The organism is Bradyrhizobium sp. AZCC 1578 (assembly GCF_036924675.1).
GTDB lineage: Bacteria > Pseudomonadota > Alphaproteobacteria > Rhizobiales > Xanthobacteraceae > Bradyrhizobium.
In genome coordinates this window covers 3,491,068-3,508,216 of sequence record NZ_JAZHRZ010000001.1, presented here as the reverse complement: position 1 = coordinate 3,508,216, position 17,149 = coordinate 3,491,068, and the positions used below count along the sequence as shown (strand labels likewise).

At 63.3% G+C, this 17,149-nt stretch carries 20 protein-coding genes; 10 read left to right on the top strand and 10 right to left on the bottom strand.

The features are described 5' to 3' along the window. Nucleotides 1-14: 14 nt before the first annotated feature. From soxY to soxC, 4 genes are read right to left on the bottom strand one after another with little or no spacing between them, the layout of a single operon-like run. Nucleotides 15-509, bottom strand: coding sequence for a thiosulfate oxidation carrier protein SoxY (soxY, locus tag V1290_RS16725; protein WP_057841278.1), 495 nt, complete (start codon nucleotides 507-509; stop codon nucleotides 15-17). Between the two features lie 56 nt (nucleotides 510-565). Next, nucleotides 566-886 (bottom strand): sulfur oxidation c-type cytochrome SoxX, encoded by a 321-nt coding sequence (gene soxX, locus V1290_RS16720; RefSeq protein WP_334369055.1) that lies wholly within the window; start codon nucleotides 884-886, stop codon nucleotides 566-568. Between the two features lie 59 nt (nucleotides 887-945). Then, nucleotides 946-1,620 carry a c-type cytochrome gene (locus V1290_RS16715; protein WP_334365430.1) on the bottom strand — a complete coding sequence of 225 codons (675 nt, stop codon included), beginning with the start codon at nucleotides 1,618-1,620 and terminating at the stop codon, nucleotides 946-948. Then, nucleotides 1,604-2,848 carry a sulfite dehydrogenase gene (gene soxC, locus V1290_RS16710; RefSeq protein WP_334365429.1) on the bottom strand — a complete coding sequence of 415 codons (1,245 nt, stop codon included), beginning with the start codon at nucleotides 2,846-2,848 and terminating at the stop codon, nucleotides 1,604-1,606. Before soxC ends, V1290_RS16715 begins: the two co-directional genes overlap by 17 nt. 218 nt (nucleotides 2,849-3,066) lie before the next feature. Here soxC and V1290_RS16705 point away from each other — a divergent pair, with 218 nt between their 5' ends. Together V1290_RS16705 and V1290_RS16700 are read left to right on the top strand one after the other, a co-directional pair. Further along, entirely contained in the window at nucleotides 3,067-3,456 is a 390-nt protein-coding gene (locus tag V1290_RS16705) for an ArsR/SmtB family transcription factor (protein ID WP_334365428.1), read from the top strand. A 36-nt stretch (nucleotides 3,457-3,492) separates the two neighbouring features. After that, entirely contained in the window at nucleotides 3,493-4,179 is a 687-nt protein-coding gene (locus tag V1290_RS16700; protein ID WP_334365427.1) for a DUF938 domain-containing protein, read from the top strand. Between the two features lie 14 nt (nucleotides 4,180-4,193). Here V1290_RS16700 and V1290_RS16695 read toward each other — a convergent pair whose 3' ends face one another. After that, on the bottom strand, nucleotides 4,194-5,063 hold the full coding sequence (locus tag V1290_RS16695; RefSeq protein ID WP_334365426.1) for a protein-L-isoaspartate O-methyltransferase family protein: 870 nt from the start codon (nucleotides 5,061-5,063) through the stop codon (nucleotides 4,194-4,196). A gap of 93 nt (nucleotides 5,064-5,156) precedes the next feature. Here V1290_RS16695 and V1290_RS16690 point away from each other — a divergent pair, with 93 nt between their 5' ends. The 4 genes from V1290_RS16690 to V1290_RS16675 all read left to right on the top strand — a co-directional run bounded on the left by V1290_RS16690 (nucleotide 5,157) and on the right by V1290_RS16675 (nucleotide 8,745). After that, nucleotides 5,157-5,651 (top strand): type II toxin-antitoxin system HicB family antitoxin, encoded by a 495-nt coding sequence (locus V1290_RS16690; RefSeq protein ID WP_334365425.1) that lies wholly within the window; start codon nucleotides 5,157-5,159, stop codon nucleotides 5,649-5,651. A gap of 134 nt (nucleotides 5,652-5,785) precedes the next feature. After that, nucleotides 5,786-7,030 carry an MFS transporter gene (locus V1290_RS16685; RefSeq protein WP_334365424.1) on the top strand — a complete coding sequence of 415 codons (1,245 nt, stop codon included), beginning with the start codon at nucleotides 5,786-5,788 and terminating at the stop codon, nucleotides 7,028-7,030. A 14-nt stretch (nucleotides 7,031-7,044) separates the two neighbouring features. Next, nucleotides 7,045-7,404: a nuclear transport factor 2 family protein gene (locus tag V1290_RS16680; RefSeq protein WP_334365423.1), complete on the top strand. Its 360-nt coding sequence runs from the start codon at nucleotides 7,045-7,047 to the stop codon at nucleotides 7,402-7,404. 108 nt (nucleotides 7,405-7,512) lie between these two features. Further along, nucleotides 7,513-8,745, top strand: a complete 1,233-nt coding sequence (locus V1290_RS16675) for an MFS transporter (protein WP_334365422.1) — start codon at nucleotides 7,513-7,515, stop codon at nucleotides 8,743-8,745. Here the strand turns inward: V1290_RS16675 and V1290_RS16670 are convergent. Then, nucleotides 8,708-9,184, bottom strand: coding sequence for a helix-turn-helix domain-containing protein (locus tag V1290_RS16670; protein ID WP_334365421.1), 477 nt, complete (start codon nucleotides 9,182-9,184; stop codon nucleotides 8,708-8,710). The genes V1290_RS16675 and V1290_RS16670 overlap by 38 nt on opposite strands. 92 nt (nucleotides 9,185-9,276) lie before the next feature. On the opposite strand from V1290_RS16670, the gene V1290_RS16665 reads away from it, so the two are divergent. Both V1290_RS16665 and V1290_RS16660 read left to right on the top strand, forming a co-directional pair. Then, a complete protein-coding gene (locus V1290_RS16665) occupies nucleotides 9,277-10,140 on the top strand; it encodes a class I SAM-dependent methyltransferase (RefSeq protein WP_334365420.1) in 864 nt (287 codons plus the stop codon). Next, the gene (locus V1290_RS16660; RefSeq protein WP_334365419.1) at nucleotides 10,133-10,633 is read left to right on the top strand and encodes a DUF2938 domain-containing protein; all 501 of its coding nucleotides are present in this window, start codon (nucleotides 10,133-10,135) and stop codon (nucleotides 10,631-10,633) included. Before V1290_RS16665 ends, V1290_RS16660 begins: the two co-directional genes overlap by 8 nt. An 11-nt stretch (nucleotides 10,634-10,644) precedes the next feature. Here V1290_RS16660 and V1290_RS16655 read toward each other — a convergent pair whose 3' ends face one another. After that, on the bottom strand, nucleotides 10,645-11,139 hold the full coding sequence (locus tag V1290_RS16655; RefSeq protein ID WP_334365418.1) for a VOC family protein: 495 nt from the start codon (nucleotides 11,137-11,139) through the stop codon (nucleotides 10,645-10,647). Nucleotides 11,140-11,228: 89 nt separating this feature from the next. Continuing rightward, nucleotides 11,229-11,774, bottom strand: coding sequence for a carboxymuconolactone decarboxylase family protein (locus tag V1290_RS16650; RefSeq protein ID WP_334365417.1), 546 nt, complete (start codon nucleotides 11,772-11,774; stop codon nucleotides 11,229-11,231). Nucleotides 11,775-11,937: 163 nt separating this feature from the next. On the opposite strand from V1290_RS16650, the gene V1290_RS16645 reads away from it, so the two are divergent. Next, nucleotides 11,938-13,122: an acyl-CoA dehydrogenase family protein gene (locus tag V1290_RS16645; RefSeq protein WP_334365416.1), complete on the top strand. Its 1,185-nt coding sequence runs from the start codon at nucleotides 11,938-11,940 to the stop codon at nucleotides 13,120-13,122. Between the two features lie 40 nt (nucleotides 13,123-13,162). Here the strand turns inward: V1290_RS16645 and V1290_RS16640 are convergent, their stop codons facing one another. Further along, complete coding sequence (locus V1290_RS16640; protein WP_334368994.1) at nucleotides 13,163-14,407, bottom strand: IS4 family transposase; 1,245 nt, start codon at nucleotides 14,405-14,407, stop codon at nucleotides 13,163-13,165. Between the two features lie 375 nt (nucleotides 14,408-14,782). On the opposite strand from V1290_RS16640, the gene V1290_RS16635 reads away from it, so the two are divergent. After that, nucleotides 14,783-15,922 carry an acyl-CoA dehydrogenase family protein gene (locus V1290_RS16635; RefSeq protein WP_334365415.1) on the top strand — a complete coding sequence of 380 codons (1,140 nt, stop codon included), beginning with the start codon at nucleotides 14,783-14,785 and terminating at the stop codon, nucleotides 15,920-15,922. A gap of 171 nt (nucleotides 15,923-16,093) precedes the next feature. Here the strand turns inward: V1290_RS16635 and V1290_RS16630 are convergent, their stop codons facing one another. Continuing rightward, nucleotides 16,094-17,134, bottom strand: a complete 1,041-nt coding sequence (locus V1290_RS16630) for an amino acid ABC transporter substrate-binding protein (protein WP_028351901.1) — start codon at nucleotides 17,132-17,134, stop codon at nucleotides 16,094-16,096. Between the last annotated feature and the right edge of the window lie 15 nt (nucleotides 17,135-17,149).

Sequence of the window (17,149 nt, the reverse complement as noted above, 5' to 3'; positions counted from 1 at the left end):
GAGTTCTCCCTGCCTTAACCGCCGCAACCGCCGACAGTGACTTTGACTTCCTTAGAGGCGCTGTAGAGCTTGCCGCCGGCTTCCACCAGCACGGTCACGTTGCTGGTCTTGGCCATCTTGATGCGGTTGGCGACGCTCGGCAGCGTGCCGGCCGGGATGTTGTACTTTGCGATCAGCACGTTCGGATTCTCGCTGACGAGGAACGCAACCGAGGTTACGTCGGCAAGGGTTGTAGAGACCGAGATCGGCACCACGGCGCCGTTCTCGGCGATTTCGGGCGCGTCCATCTTGACCTTGTCCGATGGCTCAGCGGTCTTGCCGTAGAGCGTCTTGATGACGTCAGCGTCACTCTTCTGCTTGAACGCCTCTTCCGGGTATTTGTCGTTGGCCGCGGCGAGCGCCGGCGTCAGGCCGAAGGGAAGGTTGCCGAGGCCGATGAGCGCGACTGCGCCTGCACCCTGCAGGATCAGTCGCCGCGTGGCCGAAAATCCAACATCAATCTTATTCATCGAAAATCTCCTAAAGCCTGCGTTGGCACGTCACAGGCTTGATCTCTCGTCTTGCGTTAAAGCGTCTGCAGGAAATCCACCACCGCGTCGATTTCCTTCTCGGTCAGAATCCGGTTCCGTCCGAAGGGCGGCATCACGGTGAGCGGATTGCGCAGGGTCTCGTCGTTGAGGATGGCGACGAGATCCTCGCGCTTCGGATATTTGCTCTTGATGTCGACCAGTTCGGGCCCGATCGTGCCGGGAAGGTTGCCGCCCTTGATGACATGACAGGTCAGGCAATTGCCCTTGCTGCGGTCGAAGGCCAGCTTGCGGCCTTCATCCACCGCGGACTGCGCCTGCGCGGCGCCCGCGGACGCCAGAGCGACGAGCAGCGCCAACGCCGGAAGCTTTGCGGATTTCGTCGGAAAATGATCGGTCACAGGCGTTTCCGTAATTTCTACTTCTGTTGCATCGTGTCGAGCGGCCCGGTCGTGCGCGGCGTCAGATTCCTGCCCTCAGCCGTCGACGATATCCTGACATCGGCGGCGTTAACGCAGTCGTTCATGCAGGGTTTTGTCATCGTATCGGGGCGCGGATCGGTCCAGATGAAATTGTCGCGATTGCGCATTTTGACTTTCGGCAAACTGTTGCGATCGGCAACGAATTCATGGGGAACGAGATCGTTCAGGTTCAGAATATAGGCGGTCAAAGCATAAACGTCATCCGCTGACAATGTGTGCGGCGCCTGCATCGGCATGGCGCGGTTAATATAGTCCCACAGGGTCGGGGCGAATGGCCAGTAGCTGCCGACCGTCGGCTCCGGGCGCTCGTCCCGGAGCGATCCGACGCCGCCCACCAGCTTCGGAAACCGGCCTTCGCCCTCGCCGAAGGTTCCATGGCACGCCGCGCATTGTTCGGCATAAACCACCGCGCCCCGGTCGACGGTGCCCTTGCCGGACGGCAGGCCCGTTCCGTCCTCGCCGCGCACGTCGATGTCCCATCCGCCGATCTGCGCCGGCGTGGCCACGCTGCCGTAACCGAACGAGCCGGGTTCGGCCGCGCCGGCGAGGCTTGCGGCGCAGGCAAGCAGAATGGCTATGATCGGCAGGCAAATCTTACGCGAGCTGTACATTGAAGACGCTTCCGTCGGGCTTGACCTGCCAGGTCTGGATCGAATTGTTGTGGTAGACCGAGTTTGAGCCGCGCTGTGCGCGCAGTTGTGCAATTGTCGGCTGCACATAACCGGTCTCGTCGATAACGCGGGATGCGACCAGCGCGGGCCGGCCGTCCCAGCGCCAGGGCAGGGTGAATTTCGTCAGCGCCTTCGACAGCACCGGCTCGTGCAGCCGCGCGGTCTGCCAGTTGACGCCGCCGTCCATGGTGACATCGACGCGCTTGACCTTGCCGTTGCCGGTCCAGGCCAGTCCCCGGATTTCATAGAGGCCGGGCCCATCGAGCGGCTTCTCGGGGCAGGGAAAGGTGACGACCGATTTGGCGTCGATCAGCCAGGTGAAGCCGCGCGAGGTGCCGTCCGGCATCAGGTCGGTGTATTTCGAGGTTTCCTCGCGGGTGTGCCACGGCTTTTCGCCGAGCTTGATCCGGCGCAGCCACTTGATGTTGACATTGCCTTCCCAGCCCGGCACCACCAGCCGCAGCGGGTAGCCCTGCTCGGGCCGCAGCGCCTCGCCGTTTTGCGCGTAGACCACGAGGCAATCGTCGAGGCATTTGTCGAGCGGCAGGCTGCGGTTCATATGCGCGCCGTCGGCGCCTTCGACCATCGCCCACTTCGCCTGATTTTTGATGCCGGTTTCCTCCAGCAGCGTCGACAGTTTGACCCCGGTCCATTCCGCGCAACTGACCATGCCGTGGCTGAACTGCAGCGCGTTCATCTGCGCGGCGCGCCAGTTCATGCCGCCATTGGCCGGGCATTCGATGAAATGGATGCGCGACACGGACGGGAAACGCATGATGTCCTTCATCGTGAGAAGCAGCGGGCGCTCGACGAGGCCGTGGATCATCAGCTTGTGCTGCGCCGGGTCGATATCAGGGCGGCCGGCGTGATGGCGCTCGAAGAACAATCCGTTCGGCGTGATGATGCCGTGCAGGTCCTGCAGCGGCGAAAAGCTCACTGACGATTCCGCGCTCGCCGTCAACCAGGGCACGTTGCGGCGGATGACGGAAGCTTCGGTATCGGCGGGGCGGCCATAGGGCCGGTCGACCACGCCGGCGCCGATCGATTGCGACCAGGGCGCGTCTGCGGGGGGAGACTCCTGCGCCGGGTCCGCCATGGCCAGTTTGCCGTCAACGGCAAGGCTGCCGGTCAGGGCTGCGCCGAGACCAAGAAAGCGTCGGCGTCCCATCGGGATATCCGGGGCGGCGGGATCGGAGAGAACAGTTTTGCTGCGTAACGGGTCTGGCCGCACGTTTTCTTCCCCTCGCGGTCGCATCGCCGCATCATTTTTTGCTTTTTGCAACCGATATCCACATTTGCTAATTTAGTCAATGCTAAAGAATGGCTGACGCGCTAGTGTGGTCTGTGTGCTTCGCAGGCGCGGAAAACGATACCGGATTTGCAGCGATGAGAGCAGCCGCCCCGGCAGCCCAAGAGACAGAGCAACCGACTACGCAAGAGACCGCCGTCGCCCCCGGCGCCGACGACGCGGCGGCGCTGAAGAAGCTGGCAAAGCAGGCCGGTCTCGCCGCGCAGCTCCTGAAAATGCTCGCCAATGAGAAGCGTCTGCTGATCCTGTGCTTTCTCGCCGTGCGCGGCGAGATGACGGTGGGCGAGCTGGTCACTGTCGTGAATCTCAGTCAGTCCGCACTGTCGCAGCATCTGGCGAAATTGCGCGCCGACGGCCTGGTAGAATTTCGGCGAACCTCGCAGACGCTGCATTATCGCGTTGCGGACCAGCGCACGCTGCGTCTGCTTGGGGTGTTGAAGGAGATCTTCTGCGGCGATCTGAAGTGACGCTGCGACACAGATTTTTTCGGGGACCGAACTGCGATGGCTAAGCATGCGGTGGAATTCGGCAAGGATGGCCGGCCGGTCGAGCCCGACGGCCGGCTCGACGCGGCGGCTTTCCACCGTAATCACGAACCGATCTGGGCGGTGCTGCAAAAATTCCTCACCGGCAAATCCGGTGACGTGCTGGAGGCCGGCAGCGGCACCGGCCAGCATGTGGTGCATTTCGCAAAGCGCACGCCCGACATCATTTGGTGGCCGAGCGATCTCAATGAACGACATCTCAACAGCATCGAGGCGTGGCGCGCGCATGCCGGCTTTCCGAACATTCGCTCGCCGCTGCGGGTCGATCTCGCCGATCCAGCCTGGTGCCCAGCGATGCATGACGGCAGCGGACCGGGCAAACTGCTGGCGGTGTTCTGCGCCAATGTGATCCACATCGCGCCCTGGCGCGTCGCCGAGGGCCTGTTCGCCGGCTCGGCGCGCTATCTCCGCGATGACGGACGGCTGTTTCTCTATGGCCCGTTCAAGCGCGACGGCAAGCACACCGCGATGAGCAACGCCGTGTTCGACACCAGCCTGCGCGAGCAGGACGCCGAGTGGGGCGTGCGCGATATAGCCGACCTCGAGCAACTCGCCGCAAGCGTTGGCCTCACGCTGGTCGAAACCGAGCGGATGCCCGCCAACAACATGATTCTGACGTTTCGGCGATTGCACGGGTCAGCGTAGGCGCTTTCCGCACATCATTGATAGGCGAGGCACCACCCAACTCCGCGAAGCCAGCAGCGCTCATCCGGAATGGATTGGTCGCGGTACAGTCGCGTGACTTTCTGCCAGCCGCCGCGGGCAAAAGCTTCGGCGAGAGCTCGTTCGGACGTCTCGTCGCGGCTGCCGGCGCAGGGGAAGATCGCAACTGGCGAGATCCAGTTTGCAAGATAGTTCGCAGCTCTTCGCTCAATTCGAAACACTGCGCCGGCACTCGCGATGCGCTCCGGCGCAGTACCGCCAAATCCCTGATCTGACGTTATCGGCACGATCAGGCGACCGCCATCGGCAAGGCCGTCGAGCCAACGCGTGGCAGGTCGTGCGCAGCCGGCATTGACATAGATGACATCTGCGGCATCGAACGGCACCTGTGCGCCGTCGCCCTCGATCACGGCGACATTCGGGTAGGGCGTCAGGCCGGCTCTGGCGCGGGCCGCGAGGGCTCCATCATATTCGATGGCCGTAACCCGCCCTGACGGTCCGACCAGGTGCGCGAGGATGGCGGTGTAATAGCCTGTGCCCGTTCCGACATGCACCACGTGCTCGCCGATGGCGGGTGAGGCCTGGTGAATGAGATGGGCGTGCAACGACGGCTGCCCGTTGTTGACGCCCCGCTCGGGCACAAGCGCGACCAGATCGTCGGTATAGAGATAAACGGGATCGGCGTCGGGTGTCGAAACGTAGTCGCGTAGCCAGCGCCGCACCAGCCACGGACCGCGCCCAAGAAAGTCCTCGCGGGGAATGGTCGCAAACGCCTGAGCCAGGCGCGCATCGGCAACGCTTGCAGCAGCAAGGACCTGCTTGGCGTAGGCCGCACGAATGATGCGGAGTTCGGCTTGCGCGTCCATTTTGCCTCTCCTCCTGGATCATGTTAACATTGATGTGTGATTTGACACACCATCTTGTGTGTTAAATAGCACAACTACCATGGGGAAGCCAGAGTGAAGAAGCGGCTCTATCCTGCAGTGCTGGAACGCGGTCCGCGCGGAGCGCTCGGCGCGTGGTTTCCCGATTTTCCGGGTTGCGTCGCTGGCGGGCGATCGCAGGAAGAGGCGATCGAGAAAGCGGAGGCCGCGCTGGCGCGAGCGGTGGACGAAATGGCGGAGCAGGGCAGGTCGCTACCGGAGCCAACGCCGATCGAACAGATCGCGCTGCCGAGGGGTGCCGACGTCGTCGCCTACTTCATTGTCGGGGTCGATCCGCCCGATCCGTCCGAACGCGTGAACGTCTATCTGCCGAAGAGCCTGATTGCGCGGATCGACAAGCGCGCCACGGAGCTTGGCATGAGTCGTTCCAGCTTCTTCGGCTTCGCTGCCACGATTGCACTTGATTGGAGTCCGGGCTTTCCGCATGGTGGCCTCGGGCATCCTCGTTCGAAGGTCCACAAGACAGGCGCAGTGCAAGCTGGGAAACGAGCAGGCAAGAAGCGGTCGTGATACGACAGTTGCTTGCGCCCGTCGCATAGCGCGCGCCCGTTTGCGTCGGTTGATCGCACCGCCCCGTGTCTTCATAGTGCCGCGGAATCAATCAATGAGGCTCCCGGCCCGGGGCCTGCCGGGCGGGAATGCCGATGCTGGATACGACAGCCACCGAACAGGTATCAAACGACGCCCGCGCGCGCGCCAACGTGCTGCGGCTCGCCGCGGCGCAGGCGCTGACCGGCGCCAATTCGGCGGTGATTTTCGCGACCGGCTCGATCGTCGGCGCGACGCTGGCGCCGACCATATCGCTCGCCACCGTGCCGCTTTCGATGTACGTGCTGGGGCTCGCCGCCGGAACGCTGCCGACGGGCGCGATTTCGCGCGCCTATGGCCGCCGCGTTGCGTACATCATTGGTACCTTCTGCGGAATCCTCACCGGTGCGCTCGCCGCCGCCGCCGTTCTCTACGCCTCGTTCTGGCTGTTCTGCTTCGCGACCTTCCTCGGGGGCCTCTACGGCGCAGTCGCGCAGTCCTATCGCTTTGCCGCCGCTGACGGTGCCAGCACAGCGTTCCGGCCGAAGGCCGTCTCCTGGGTGATGGCCGGCGGCGTGTTCGCCGGCGTGCTCGGTCCGCAACTCGTGCAGTGGACCATGGATATCTGGCCGCCTTATCTGTTTGCGTTCAGCTTCGTGGTGCAGGCGTTCGTCGCACTGGTGGCAACGGCGGTGCTGTGGGGCGTCGACGCGCCGAAGCCGGCACCGTCGGACATGCATGGCGGGCGGCCACTGTTCGAGATTGCACGGCAACCGCGCTTCATTGCCGCGGCGCTGTGCGGCGTGATTGCTTACCCCATGATGAATCTCGTCATGACTTCTGCGCCGCTCGCCATGAAGATGTGCGGGCTCACGGTGAGCGATTCCAATTTCGGAATCCAGTGGCACATCGTGGCGATGTACGGCCCGAGCTTCTTCACGGGCTCGCTGATCGCGCGTTTCGGCGCACCGACAATCGTGGCACTTGGCCTGGCCCTGGAAGCCGCCGCCGCCGCGATCGGCCTTTCCGGCATCACCGCGCTGCATTTCTGGGCGACGCTGATCGTGCTCGGCGTCGGCTGGAATTTCGCGTTTATCGGCGCCTCGGCATTGGTGCTGGAGACGCATCGGCCGCAGGAGCGCAACAAGGTGCAGGCGTTCAACGATTTCCTGATCTTCGGGATGATGGCGCTGGGGTCGTTCTCGTCCGGTCAGTTGCTGGCGTATTACGGCTGGTCGATGGTAAACATGGTGGTGTTCCCGCCGGTGCTGCTCGGCCTTGCGGTGCTGTCGTTTGCGTCATTTGCCAAGCGTCGCGCGAAGTTGCAGGCGGTCAACGAGATTCCAGGTACGAGTGTCTGATTACCGGAGGTCCCATGCCGTCGCGCGCCCGTCTCGATGAGTTCATCGCCGCCGTCGTCTCCGGCGATCATGCCGGCGCGATCGAGCGCTTCTACACCGAGGACGCCAGCATGCAGGAGAACGCCGCCCCGCCACGGGTCGGCCGCGACGTGCTGGTGGCGCATGAGCGCGCGGTGTTGGAGCGGGTCAAAAGCGTGACCTCGACCTGCGTGACCTCGATCGTCGAGGGCGATCATGTCGCGATCCACTGGATTTTCGACTTTGTCTTTCATTCAGGCAAGACCGGCCGGTTCGACGAAGTCGCCTTGCAGGAATGGCGCGGCGACCGCGTGTTTCGTGAGCGGTTCTTCTACGATCCGTCGAAGCCGGACTAGCTGCCATCTGCTGACAGTTCGGCCGGCACCGAAGCAATTGGCGTGCGGGTCTGCTAAACCTCGTCATGCCGGCCATGACGGCACGACTAGCAAAAGAAACAAGAAGATTTGGACGCCTCTAATTTCACACCGATCGACGAGACCTCGATCCGCTACGACGGCTGGCGCATCGTCGTCGTGTGCTTCCTGCTGGCAACCTTCGGCTGGGGGCTCGGCTTCTACGGCCAGAGCGTCTACGTCGCCGAGTTGCAGCGGCTGCACGGCTGGCCGGCGTCGCTGATTTCGTCCGGCACCACGTTCTTCTATCTGTTCGGCGCGCTGCTGGTCGCGTTCGTCAGCGAAGCCATCAAGGCGGTCGGTCCGCGCAACTGCCTGATCGCAGGCACGTTGGCGATGGCCGTGGCGGCCGTCTCGATCGGTCAGGTGCGCGAGCCTTGGCAGCTTTACCTCGCCAATGCCGTGCTGGCGTTCGGCTGGGCCGGCACCAGCCTCGGCATCATCACCAATACGCTGGGGCTGTGGTTCGACAACAAGCGCGGCATGGCGATCAGCCTGGCGTTGAATGGCGCGAGCTTCGGCGGCATCGTCGGCGTGCCGCTGCTGGTGTCCGCGATCGGCTATTTCGGTTTCTCTGGCGCGATGATGGCGTCGGCCGTCGTAATGGTTGCGTTGATGGTGCCGGTGATCCTGCTCTTGGTCGGACGGCCGCCGCTTCACCTGAGTACGGGCGGGTTAGAGGCTGCCGACGCGCCGTCGCCGACGCAAATTCGCGCACGCGCCTTTCGTGACATCGGCTTTCTCTCGGTCTCGTCGGCGTTCGCCCTGGTGCTGTTCGCGCAGGTCGGCTTCATCGTCCACCTGATCGCGTTTCTGGATTCGGTGATCGGGCGGCAGCAGGCGGCGATTGCGGTGGCTCTGTTGACGGCAATGGCGGTGGTTGGCCGTGTGCTGTTTTCCTTCGTGATCGACCGGATGAACCAGCGGCTGGCGTCCTCGCTGTCGTTCGTCAGCCAGGCGGTGGCGCTGCTCATTGTCATCAATGTGCATAACGATTACGTGCTGATCGCCGCCTGCGCGCTGTTCGGCTTTTCCGTCGGCAACCTGATCACATTGCCGGCCCTCATCGTGCAGCGCGAATTCGATCCGCGTTCGTTCGGCGTGCTGGTCAGTTTGATCACGGCGATCAACCAGATCACCTATGCGTTCGGTCCCGGCGTGGTGGGATTGCTGCGGGACCTGTCGGGTAGTTACTCGCTGCCGTTCTACGGCTGCATCGGAGTCGAGCTGACGGCGGCGGTGTTGATCATGATCCGCGGGCGCGGCCCTGCGCGCGTCCAGTAGCGGCGAACGATTTGCGCGGCGGCCGCCGCGTCTTGCTTTCGCCAATAGCGCCTGACGCCGCGGCCCGCAGCAGGCGGCGAAAGGCGGGACACTCCATGTGGCTCGGGGCGGGACAGGCGGCGGCGTGGCGCAGGCCGTCGCGCATGGCGTTGAGCTTGCGGATCGTCCGCTCCAGCTCCTCGGCCTTGGCCGCCAGCATCCGCCGGTCGATGCGCGGCCGGCCGTCGGGTGCGAACATCCTGGCGATCTCATCGAGCGAGAAGCCGGCGGCACGCCCGAGCGCGATCAGCGCCAGCCGGTCCAACACGGCCGGATCGAACAGCCGGCGAAGGCCCCGCCTTCCGTGAGAGGCGATCAACCCCTTCTCCTCGTAGAAGCGCAGGGTCGAGGCGCGAACGCCCGACAATCGAGCCGCCTCTGCGATATCGATGTCTCTCATGCCTTGACCTCAAGTTGACTTGAACTGGCAGAGTGCAGCCATCCGCGCCCATTTGGCAAGCCAGGAAACAGCTCCAACAAAAGGAAGAGATCATGAATGTTGCGCAGCAGCCAGATGACGAACAGGCAAGACTATGGAACGGCCCCGCCGGACGTGGCTGGGTCGAGGCACGGCACGTGCTCGAGGAGATGTTCAATCCCTTCGAGGATTTGCTGGTCCAGGTGGTCGCCGAGGCCGCAGCGAGCTGCGTGCTCGACGTCGGCTGCGGCACGGGTGCCACGACGCTCGCCGTCGCCCGGGCACTCGGTACCAAGGGACACTGCACGGGCATCGACCTCTCGGAACCGATGATCGCCGTGGCACGCGCCCGAGCGGCGCGGGACGGCCAGCCTGCAAGTTTCATCTGCGCCGACGCCCAAGCACACGCCTTCGCGCCCGCAAGTTTCGACATGATCATTTCGCGCCTCGGCGTCATGTTCTTTGCCGACCCGGTGCAGGCGTTCGCCAATCTGCGCCAGGCGGCTCGGCCTGACGCGAGGCTGCGCTTCATCGCCTGGCGGGATGCGGCGGAAAATCCATTCATGACGACGGCCGAGCGGGCGGCAAAGCCGTTGCTGCCCGACCTTCCCGCGCGTCGAGCCGAAGGGCCGGGGCAGTTCGCCTTCGCGGACCGGCGCCGAATCGAGACCATTTTGGCGGCGAGTGGCTGGACAGCGATCGACATCCGGCCGATCGATATCGTCTGCAGCTTTCAAAAGACGGAACTCGCCCGCTACGTCGGCTGGCTTGGACCGGTCGGCCTGTTCCTTCAGGGGGCGGATGAAGGCACCCGTGCACGGGTGATCGAAACCGTCAGCACCGCCTTCGAGCCCTATATACGCGGGCCAGCGGTCTCCTTCACCGCGGCGTGCTGGATGGTGGCAGCGCAGGCTCCAACGGAGGCCATGCATGACTGAAGCGGCAGATTATCTGACATCAGCGGTGCTGATCGGGGCGGGTGCAACCGTCGTGATGGACATCTGGACGATGATCCGGCAGCGGCTGCTTGGCATTCCGTCCCTGGACTATGGTCTGGTGGGCCGCTGGCTCGGCCACCTTGCGCGCGGGCGCCTGCGCCACGACCGGATTGCCGCGTCGCCGCCGCTGCGGGGCGAACGACTGATCGGCTGGTCAGCGCATTACCTGATCGGGATTGTGTTTGCCGGCGTGCTGCTTGCGTTCTTCGGCCTCGATTGGGCGCGCGATCCGACGATCGGCCCGGCACTGTTGGTCGGGATCGGCAGCGTGGCCGCGCCGTTTCTGGTGATGCAACCCGCCATGGGTTTCGGCATTGCCGCGAGCCGCACGTCTCATCCGGCAGCCGCCCGACTGCACAGTCTCGTCACGCATGCGGTGTTTGGCGGCGGTCTCTATGCCGGCGGCTGGCTTACGCACCTGGTGCTACGGTGAATCGCGTTGGCCTACGCCTCCCGCTGCCGCAGCAGATCCTCCAGATCCAGCCGCTTGGTGAACATCGCGAGCGATCCGTCGGGCGCGCGGGGCCATTCTTCTTTCGGCCGGTCGCGATAGAGTTCGACGCCGTTCTGATCGGGGTCGCGCAAATAGAGCGCCTCGCTGACGCCGTGGTCGCTGGCGCCGTCGAGTTCGATGCCGGCCTGGATCACACGATACAGCGCATCCGCCAGCGCTGCGCGGGTGGGATAGAGAATGGCGGTGTGAAACAGGCCGGTGGTGCCCGGCGGCGGCGGATGGCCGCCTTTGCTTTCCCAGGTGTTGAGGCCGATGTGATGGTGATAACCGCCGGCCGAAATGAATGCCGCGCCAGAACCCATCCGCTGCATCACCTCAAAGCCGAGCACGCCGCAATAGAAGCCGAGCGCGCGTTCGAGATCGGCGACCTTGAGATGGACTTGCCCGATCCGCGTGCCGGCAACGATGGGTGGGGATTGGGGCATGTTGTCTCCATTCGGAAGATGACGTGCCCCGGATGCTGCGCAGCGCGAAGCGGTGCACTGCGTCCGGGACACGTAAGCGCGGATTCTCGTCACACAAGATCGGACACTTCTCCATCGGGCAGCCCGAACTCGAACGTATTCAGCGTCATCGAGACCATCGTGTAGTAGCCGCACAATCCAATGACCTCGACAACGCCACGCACGGTGAGCACCTTCACCGCCTCATCGTACAGTCCCTGCGACACGCCATGGCCCTCATGCAGTGACTTGGCGAGATCATAGATCATCTGGCCCTTGGGGTCATCGAAGGCGGGCGTGCGACGGTCGCGGATGTCCTCGATGATTCTCGGGTCCATGCCGCCCTTCAGCGCCAGGCGCTTGTGCGCATACCATTCGTAATGCGACGTCCAGTGCCGCGCGGTGACGAGAATGGCAATCTCGGAAAGCTTTGCCGGAAAGATCGTGTTGAAACGCAGTTGTTCGCCAAGCCGCGTGGCGTGCCGCGCCATCTCCGGGCTATTGAGCCAGGCCATCATCGGTGCCGGCGGGGCGCCGCGCTTGCCGGCGATGGCCTCGTCGTAGGTTTCTTTCTGGTCGGCGCTCATTTCGCCAGGCGAAAGCAACTTCAGCCGCATGCCGGTTTCCTCTTGTTTTTCAATCGTTATCGCCTAGCGCATACACCCGATCGGACAGCGTGACCACCGCCAGAGCGGCATGGGCTGATGTCAGACATATATTGAATTCCGCAACGCGAGGGCTAAGGTCGCTTCCAAACATTCCCACATGGAAACGCCTGATATGTCCGATCTGGAAACATTCCGCCGTGAAACCCGCGCCTGGCTGGAGGCCAATTGTCCGCCGGAAATGCGACGGCCGATGACCTCCGAAAGCGATACCTACTGGGGCGGTCGCAACGCCAAATTCTCCTCCGAACCGCAGCGCGTCTGGTTTGAGCGGATGCGCGACAGGGGCTGGACCGTGCCGGATTGGCCGAAGGAATATGGTGGCGGAGGGCTGGAGCCTGCCGAGCACAAGGTGCTGCGCGAAGAAATGGCGGCGATGGGCGCGCGCTCGCCGCTCTCGAGCTTCGGCATCTGGATGCTTGGGCCAGCGCTGTTGAAGTACGGCACCGAGGCGCAGAAGAAGGAACATCTGCCCAAGATCGCCGCGGGCCTGATCCGCTGGTGCCAGGGCTATTCCGAGCCGAACGCCGGATCGGACCTCGCCTCGCTGCAGACCCGCGCCGACAGCGACGGCGACGATTACATCATTAACGGCCAGAAGATCTGGACGTCCTATGCGAACTATGCCGACTGGATCTTCTGCCTGGTGCGCACCGATCCCACGGCGAAGAAGCATGACGGCATCAGCTTCATCCTGTTCGACATGGCCTCAAAGGGCGTCTCGACCAAGCCGATTCTTCTGATCTCCGGTTATTCGCCGTTCTGCGAAACCTTCTTCGACAATGTGCGGGTGCCGAAATCGCATGTGGTGGGCCAGGTCAACCGCGGCTGGGATGTTGCAAAATATCTGCTGCAGCATGAGCGCGCGATGATCTCGGGCACTGGAGAGCGCGGCATCGGCCGTCCGCTCGGGCAGGTCGCCGCCGACTCCGTCGGTAGCGATGATTCCGGTCGGCTCGACGATGCGATGCTGCGCAGCCAGATTGCGGCGTTCGACATCGACGAGGCGGCGTTTGCGGCCGTGGCTGAGCGCGCGATCGATCTCGCCAAGGCCGGCCAGTCGCATCCGGCGTTTTCATCGGCGATGAAATATTACGGCACCGAGCTCAACAAGCGCCGACATGAAATCCTGATGTCAGCCGGCGGCATTGATTCGCTGGAATGGGAAAGCGAGCGCTCCAGAGGCGGCGCACGTCCACGCGCCTGGTTGCGCACCAAGGCGAACTCGATCGAGGGCGGCACCAGCGAGGTGATGCTCGGCATCGTCGCCAAGCGCATCCTCGATCTGCCGGGGGCGTAGCACCGCCTCCTCCGTCGTCCCTGCGAAAGCACTAGGGCATCTACACGCTTGCCGGGCCATATACGAGGAGTTGGAAGCGAGCCATTCCCATGTGGAAGGTGATTGGTCCAGGTGGGCGATGAGAGGCGTAACCGGTCCATCCGCCGAGCTTTGCGATGATCCATGCCGCCCAGGCGACAGTGTTGGGGCGATGGTGGTTCTTCTGGAGCTCGGTGCGGCCTTTCAGGGTTTTGTTGATGGCCTTGAGCGCTTCGATCTCGTCCGGCGTGAACACAAATTCGACCTGCAATTGTTCGCCGCCATTGCGGGCTTGAACGAGCTGGATGACGATACATGCTACTCTGGTGGCGATCGCCACGAGTTTGATCAGGCCTTCAGCGCTGTCGAGCTGACTATCCTCGATGCGCAGACCCTGGCTCTTCAGCGAGCGAAAGAGCTGTTCGATGATCCAGCGCTGCTTGTACCAGGAGACGATCCGCCAGGCATCGGCGGCGGTGACGACCGGATGAGTGGTCAGGAGCAACCAATGAATGGGCTTGGCGCTCTTCGGGGGGTGCAACTCGACGACCTCCACGAAGCTGACTTTGACGCCCTGTGGCAGGTCTTTCACGCCGGGGCGCTGCGGTCGTTTGAGCACAACGGTTCCGAGGCGCATGGAGAGGTGGGCCTGGCGACCGTGGCGATCCATTCGCTTTGGTAGATCGATCACCGCCTTGTCGCAGAAGCGGGCCCGCGCGACCGCCTGATAAAGCGTGCCGCCATCGACCAGCGCATGGTCGTGCATGGCGCGCGACAGGAGGTGGACATTGTCAGCGGGTGTCAGCGACCAGTGAGCAAAGAAATCCCCCTCGCGGTCGTTGACGACGGTGATCATACGAGCAGCGACCAGAACCTCGCAGCCTTGCTTAGCCGTCGTCACCCAGCGCGCCGATTCCTTGTCGGCCAAGGCGCGCTTCTCGTGAGCGATCCTGGCCTTGCGCTTGCGCGTCCACACCTCACCGCCGGTGAGCCCGAGACAGACCCCGCTATCGGCATCGACCGCCATCATGGCATGCAGCAGCACGCCGCGAGCATTGCCTTTGCCGACCTTGCCCAAGTCGCGCCGATGTCCCGGACGAGTGTGGAAGTTGATCTCGCTGGTGTCCTGGATCGACAGCACATGACGCCCGCTGACCGCCATCGACGTCTGCAGGCTCCAGCCTTCAATCAGCTTGTCGATCGTGACTTGCGGATTGTTCACAAACCGCCAGAACGCCATGTTCGCGGCCCAGTTGCCCTGCGCCATCTGGCGCAAACAGACACTGCGCGTGCAAAGCATAGCCCGGAGAAGCGCCGCCCCCTTTTATCGAGGCGAACGTCTCCAAACTTACCCAGGGACAAATCCGGTTCCTGCTGCATCTCTGGCGCTCCTTCGAATCAAAGCGCCAGAGAGAGAATCATACAAAACGCTGCGGCGAACGCACATCATGCCGCCCCGAGTCAATCTGTCGCGTCCCCAAGACGTGTAGATGCCCTAGTGCGAAAGCAGGGACCCATAACCACCGCTGTCTGAGTACTGTGACGCTAGCACCATTCATAATCGATAAGCCGCGGCGTATGGGTCCCTGCTTTCGCAGGGACGACGAAGTAGCTTAATTCTCTTCTGAAACGGAATTCATCGATGCCCCTCGTCCTCACCGAAGAACAATCCATGCTGCGCGACAGCGCGCGCGGCCTTATCAGCGACAAGGCGCCGGTGTCGCATCTGCGCAGCTTGCGCGACAGCAAGGACGAAACGGGCTTTTCCCGCGAGCTCTGGAAGGCGTTTGCCGAGATGGGCTTTTCCGGCCTGCTGGTGCCCGAAAATTTCGGCGGCAGCGGGCTCGGCTGCGTCGAGGCCGGCATCGTGATGGAGGAAATCGGTCGCACTTTGATGCCGTCGCCGTTCCTGTCGACCGCGGTGCTGGCGGTATCGGCACTGTCGCGCGGTGGAAGTGACGCGCAAAAGTCCGCACATCTGCCGAAGATTGCGGACGGATCGCTGCTGGCGGCGCTCGCGATCGATGAAGGCGCAAAACATCGCCCGCTGCAGATCAATTTGCAGGCGGTGCGCTCCGGCAACGGCTTCAAGCTGAACGGCGCGAAGGCGCTCGTGGTCGACGGCCACACCGCCGATCTCCTGATCGTCGCGGCACGCACCGGCGGCGCGGCCGGCGAGCGCGATGGTCTGACGCTGTTTCTGGTCGATCCCAAGGCGAAGGGAGTTGCGATCGAACGCACGGTGATGGTCGATGCGCATAACGCGGCGCGGATCGAATTCAGCAATGTCGACGTCAATGCCGATCAGGTGCTCGGCGAGGTCGACCAGGGCGGCGCGTTATTGGAGGGCGTGCTCAATATCGGCCGCGGCGCGGTAGCTTCCGAAATGGTAGGCTTGAGCGAAGAGGTGTTCGGCCGCACCGTCACCTATCTCAAGGAACGCAAGCAGTTCGGCAAACTGATCGGCGAATTCCAGGCACTGCAGCACCGCGCCTCCCAGCTCTATATTGATATCGAGATCACCCGCGCGGCCGTTCTGAAGGCGCTGCAGACCCTCGACGGCGATTTCGAGCGCGCTGGCGCCGCGGTCGCGGTTGCCAAGGCACGCGCCGGCACCACGGCGACGCTGGCGGTGCAAGAGGGCGTGCAGATGCACGGCGGCATGGGCATGACCGACCAGTTCGACATCGGCTTCTTCATGAAGCGCGCCCGCGTCTGCCAGGAATTGTTCGGCGACAGCAATTACCACGCTGATCAGTTGGCGCGGATGAAGGGGTATTGATCGTCCCGAAGCGGCGCGTCATGCACCGCTGTCATCGCCCGGCCTTGTGCAATTGCGCACTGGGACCGGGCGACCCAGTATTCCAGAGACGGCAATGCTTGAGCCGATGGGCCGCGGCGTACTGGGTCACCCGCCTTCGCGGGTGACGACATTTTATGGTGGTTGAGAGACCTACCGTATCGGCGGGGCGTACTGAATTCCGCCGTTGCTCCACAGCGAATTCAGGCCGCGCGGGATCTTCAGCTTCGATCCCTCGCCGACATTGCGGTCGTACATCTCGCCGTAATTGCCGACGTGGCGGATGATGCGGGCGGCCCAGTCCTTCGGCAGGCCGAGGTCTTCGCCATAGGCGCCTTCGGTGCCGACCAACCGCATCACGTCGGGCTTCTTCGACTTCAGCGCCTCGTCGATGTTCTTCGAGGTGATGCCGAGCTCCTCGGCGTTGATCATTGCATACAGCGTCCACTTCACGAGCATCATCCAGTCGTCGTCGCGCTGGCGCACCACGGGCGCGAGCGGCTCCTTGGAGATGACGTCGGGCAGGATGACATGATCGCTCGGCTGGATCAGGTTCAAGCGAAGCGCGTAGAGCTGGGAAACGTCGGCGGTGAAGGTGTCGCACTTGCCGCCCTCATAGGCCTTGAGCACGTCTTCCAGCTTGGGAAACTTGACCTCGGTATACTTCATGTTGTTGGCGCGGAAATGGTCGGCGACATTGAGCACCGTCGTTGTGCCCTCCTGCACGCAAACCTTGCTGTTGTTGAGGTCCAGCGCGGAATCGATGTTGCGCGAGCGCGGCAGCATGAAGCCCTGGCCGTCATAATAGGCGACCGCCGGGAAATAGAGGGCGTAGTTGCTCTCGCGGGACATGCTCCAGGTCGTGTTGCGGGAGAGGATGTCGACCTTGCGGCTCTGCAGCTCCTTGAAGCGCTCGTTGGCATCCAGCGCTACGAATTTCGCCTTCTTGGGATCGTCGAAGATCGCCGCGGCCACTGCGCGGCAGAAATCGACGTCGAATCCGGTCCAGTCGCCCTTGTCGTCGGGGATCGAGAAGCCGGGCAAGCCCTTGTTGACGCCGCACAGCACTTCGCCGCGGCGGATGGTCCGCTTCAGCGTCTTGGTGTCGTAACGCTCATAGGTGATCGCGCCAGCCGCAATCGCGATTGCGACAGCCAGCCCAATCAGGAGGCCGCCTCGAAATGTCCGTAGCATTTTTTGAACTCACTA

Coding starts and splice junctions, on each gene's coding strand:
- soxY (WP_057841278.1), bottom strand. CDS start 509: ATGAATAAGATTGATGTTGGATTTTCGGCCACGCGGCGACTGATCCTG.
- V1290_RS16715 (WP_334365430.1), bottom strand. CDS start 1,620: ATGTACAGCTCGCGTAAGATTTGCCTGCCGATCATAGCCATTCTGCTT.
- soxC (WP_334365429.1), bottom strand. CDS start 2,848: ATGGGACGCCGACGCTTTCTTGGTCTCGGCGCAGCCCTGACCGGCAGC.
- V1290_RS16705 (WP_334365428.1), top strand. CDS start 3,067: ATGAGAGCAGCCGCCCCGGCAGCCCAAGAGACAGAGCAACCGACTACG.
- V1290_RS16700 (WP_334365427.1), top strand. CDS start 3,493: ATGGCTAAGCATGCGGTGGAATTCGGCAAGGATGGCCGGCCGGTCGAG.
- V1290_RS16695 (WP_334365426.1), bottom strand. CDS start 5,063: ATGGACGCGCAAGCCGAACTCCGCATCATTCGTGCGGCCTACGCCAAG.
- V1290_RS16685 (WP_334365424.1), top strand. CDS start 5,786: ATGCTGGATACGACAGCCACCGAACAGGTATCAAACGACGCCCGCGCG.
- V1290_RS16680 (WP_334365423.1), top strand. CDS start 7,045: ATGCCGTCGCGCGCCCGTCTCGATGAGTTCATCGCCGCCGTCGTCTCC.
- V1290_RS16670 (WP_334365421.1), bottom strand. CDS start 9,184: ATGAGAGACATCGATATCGCAGAGGCGGCTCGATTGTCGGGCGTTCGC.
- V1290_RS16665 (WP_334365420.1), top strand. CDS start 9,277: ATGAATGTTGCGCAGCAGCCAGATGACGAACAGGCAAGACTATGGAAC.
- V1290_RS16660 (WP_334365419.1), top strand. CDS start 10,133: ATGACTGAAGCGGCAGATTATCTGACATCAGCGGTGCTGATCGGGGCG.
- V1290_RS16655 (WP_334365418.1), bottom strand. CDS start 11,139: ATGCCCCAATCCCCACCCATCGTTGCCGGCACGCGGATCGGGCAAGTC.
- V1290_RS16650 (WP_334365417.1), bottom strand. CDS start 11,774: ATGCGGCTGAAGTTGCTTTCGCCTGGCGAAATGAGCGCCGACCAGAAA.
- V1290_RS16645 (WP_334365416.1), top strand. CDS start 11,938: ATGTCCGATCTGGAAACATTCCGCCGTGAAACCCGCGCCTGGCTGGAG.
- V1290_RS16640 (WP_334368994.1), bottom strand. CDS start 14,407: ATGGCGCAGGGCAACTGGGCCGCGAACATGGCGTTCTGGCGGTTTGTG.
- V1290_RS16635 (WP_334365415.1), top strand. CDS start 14,783: ATGCCCCTCGTCCTCACCGAAGAACAATCCATGCTGCGCGACAGCGCG.
- V1290_RS16630 (WP_028351901.1), bottom strand. CDS start 17,134: ATGCTACGGACATTTCGAGGCGGCCTCCTGATTGGGCTGGCTGTCGCA.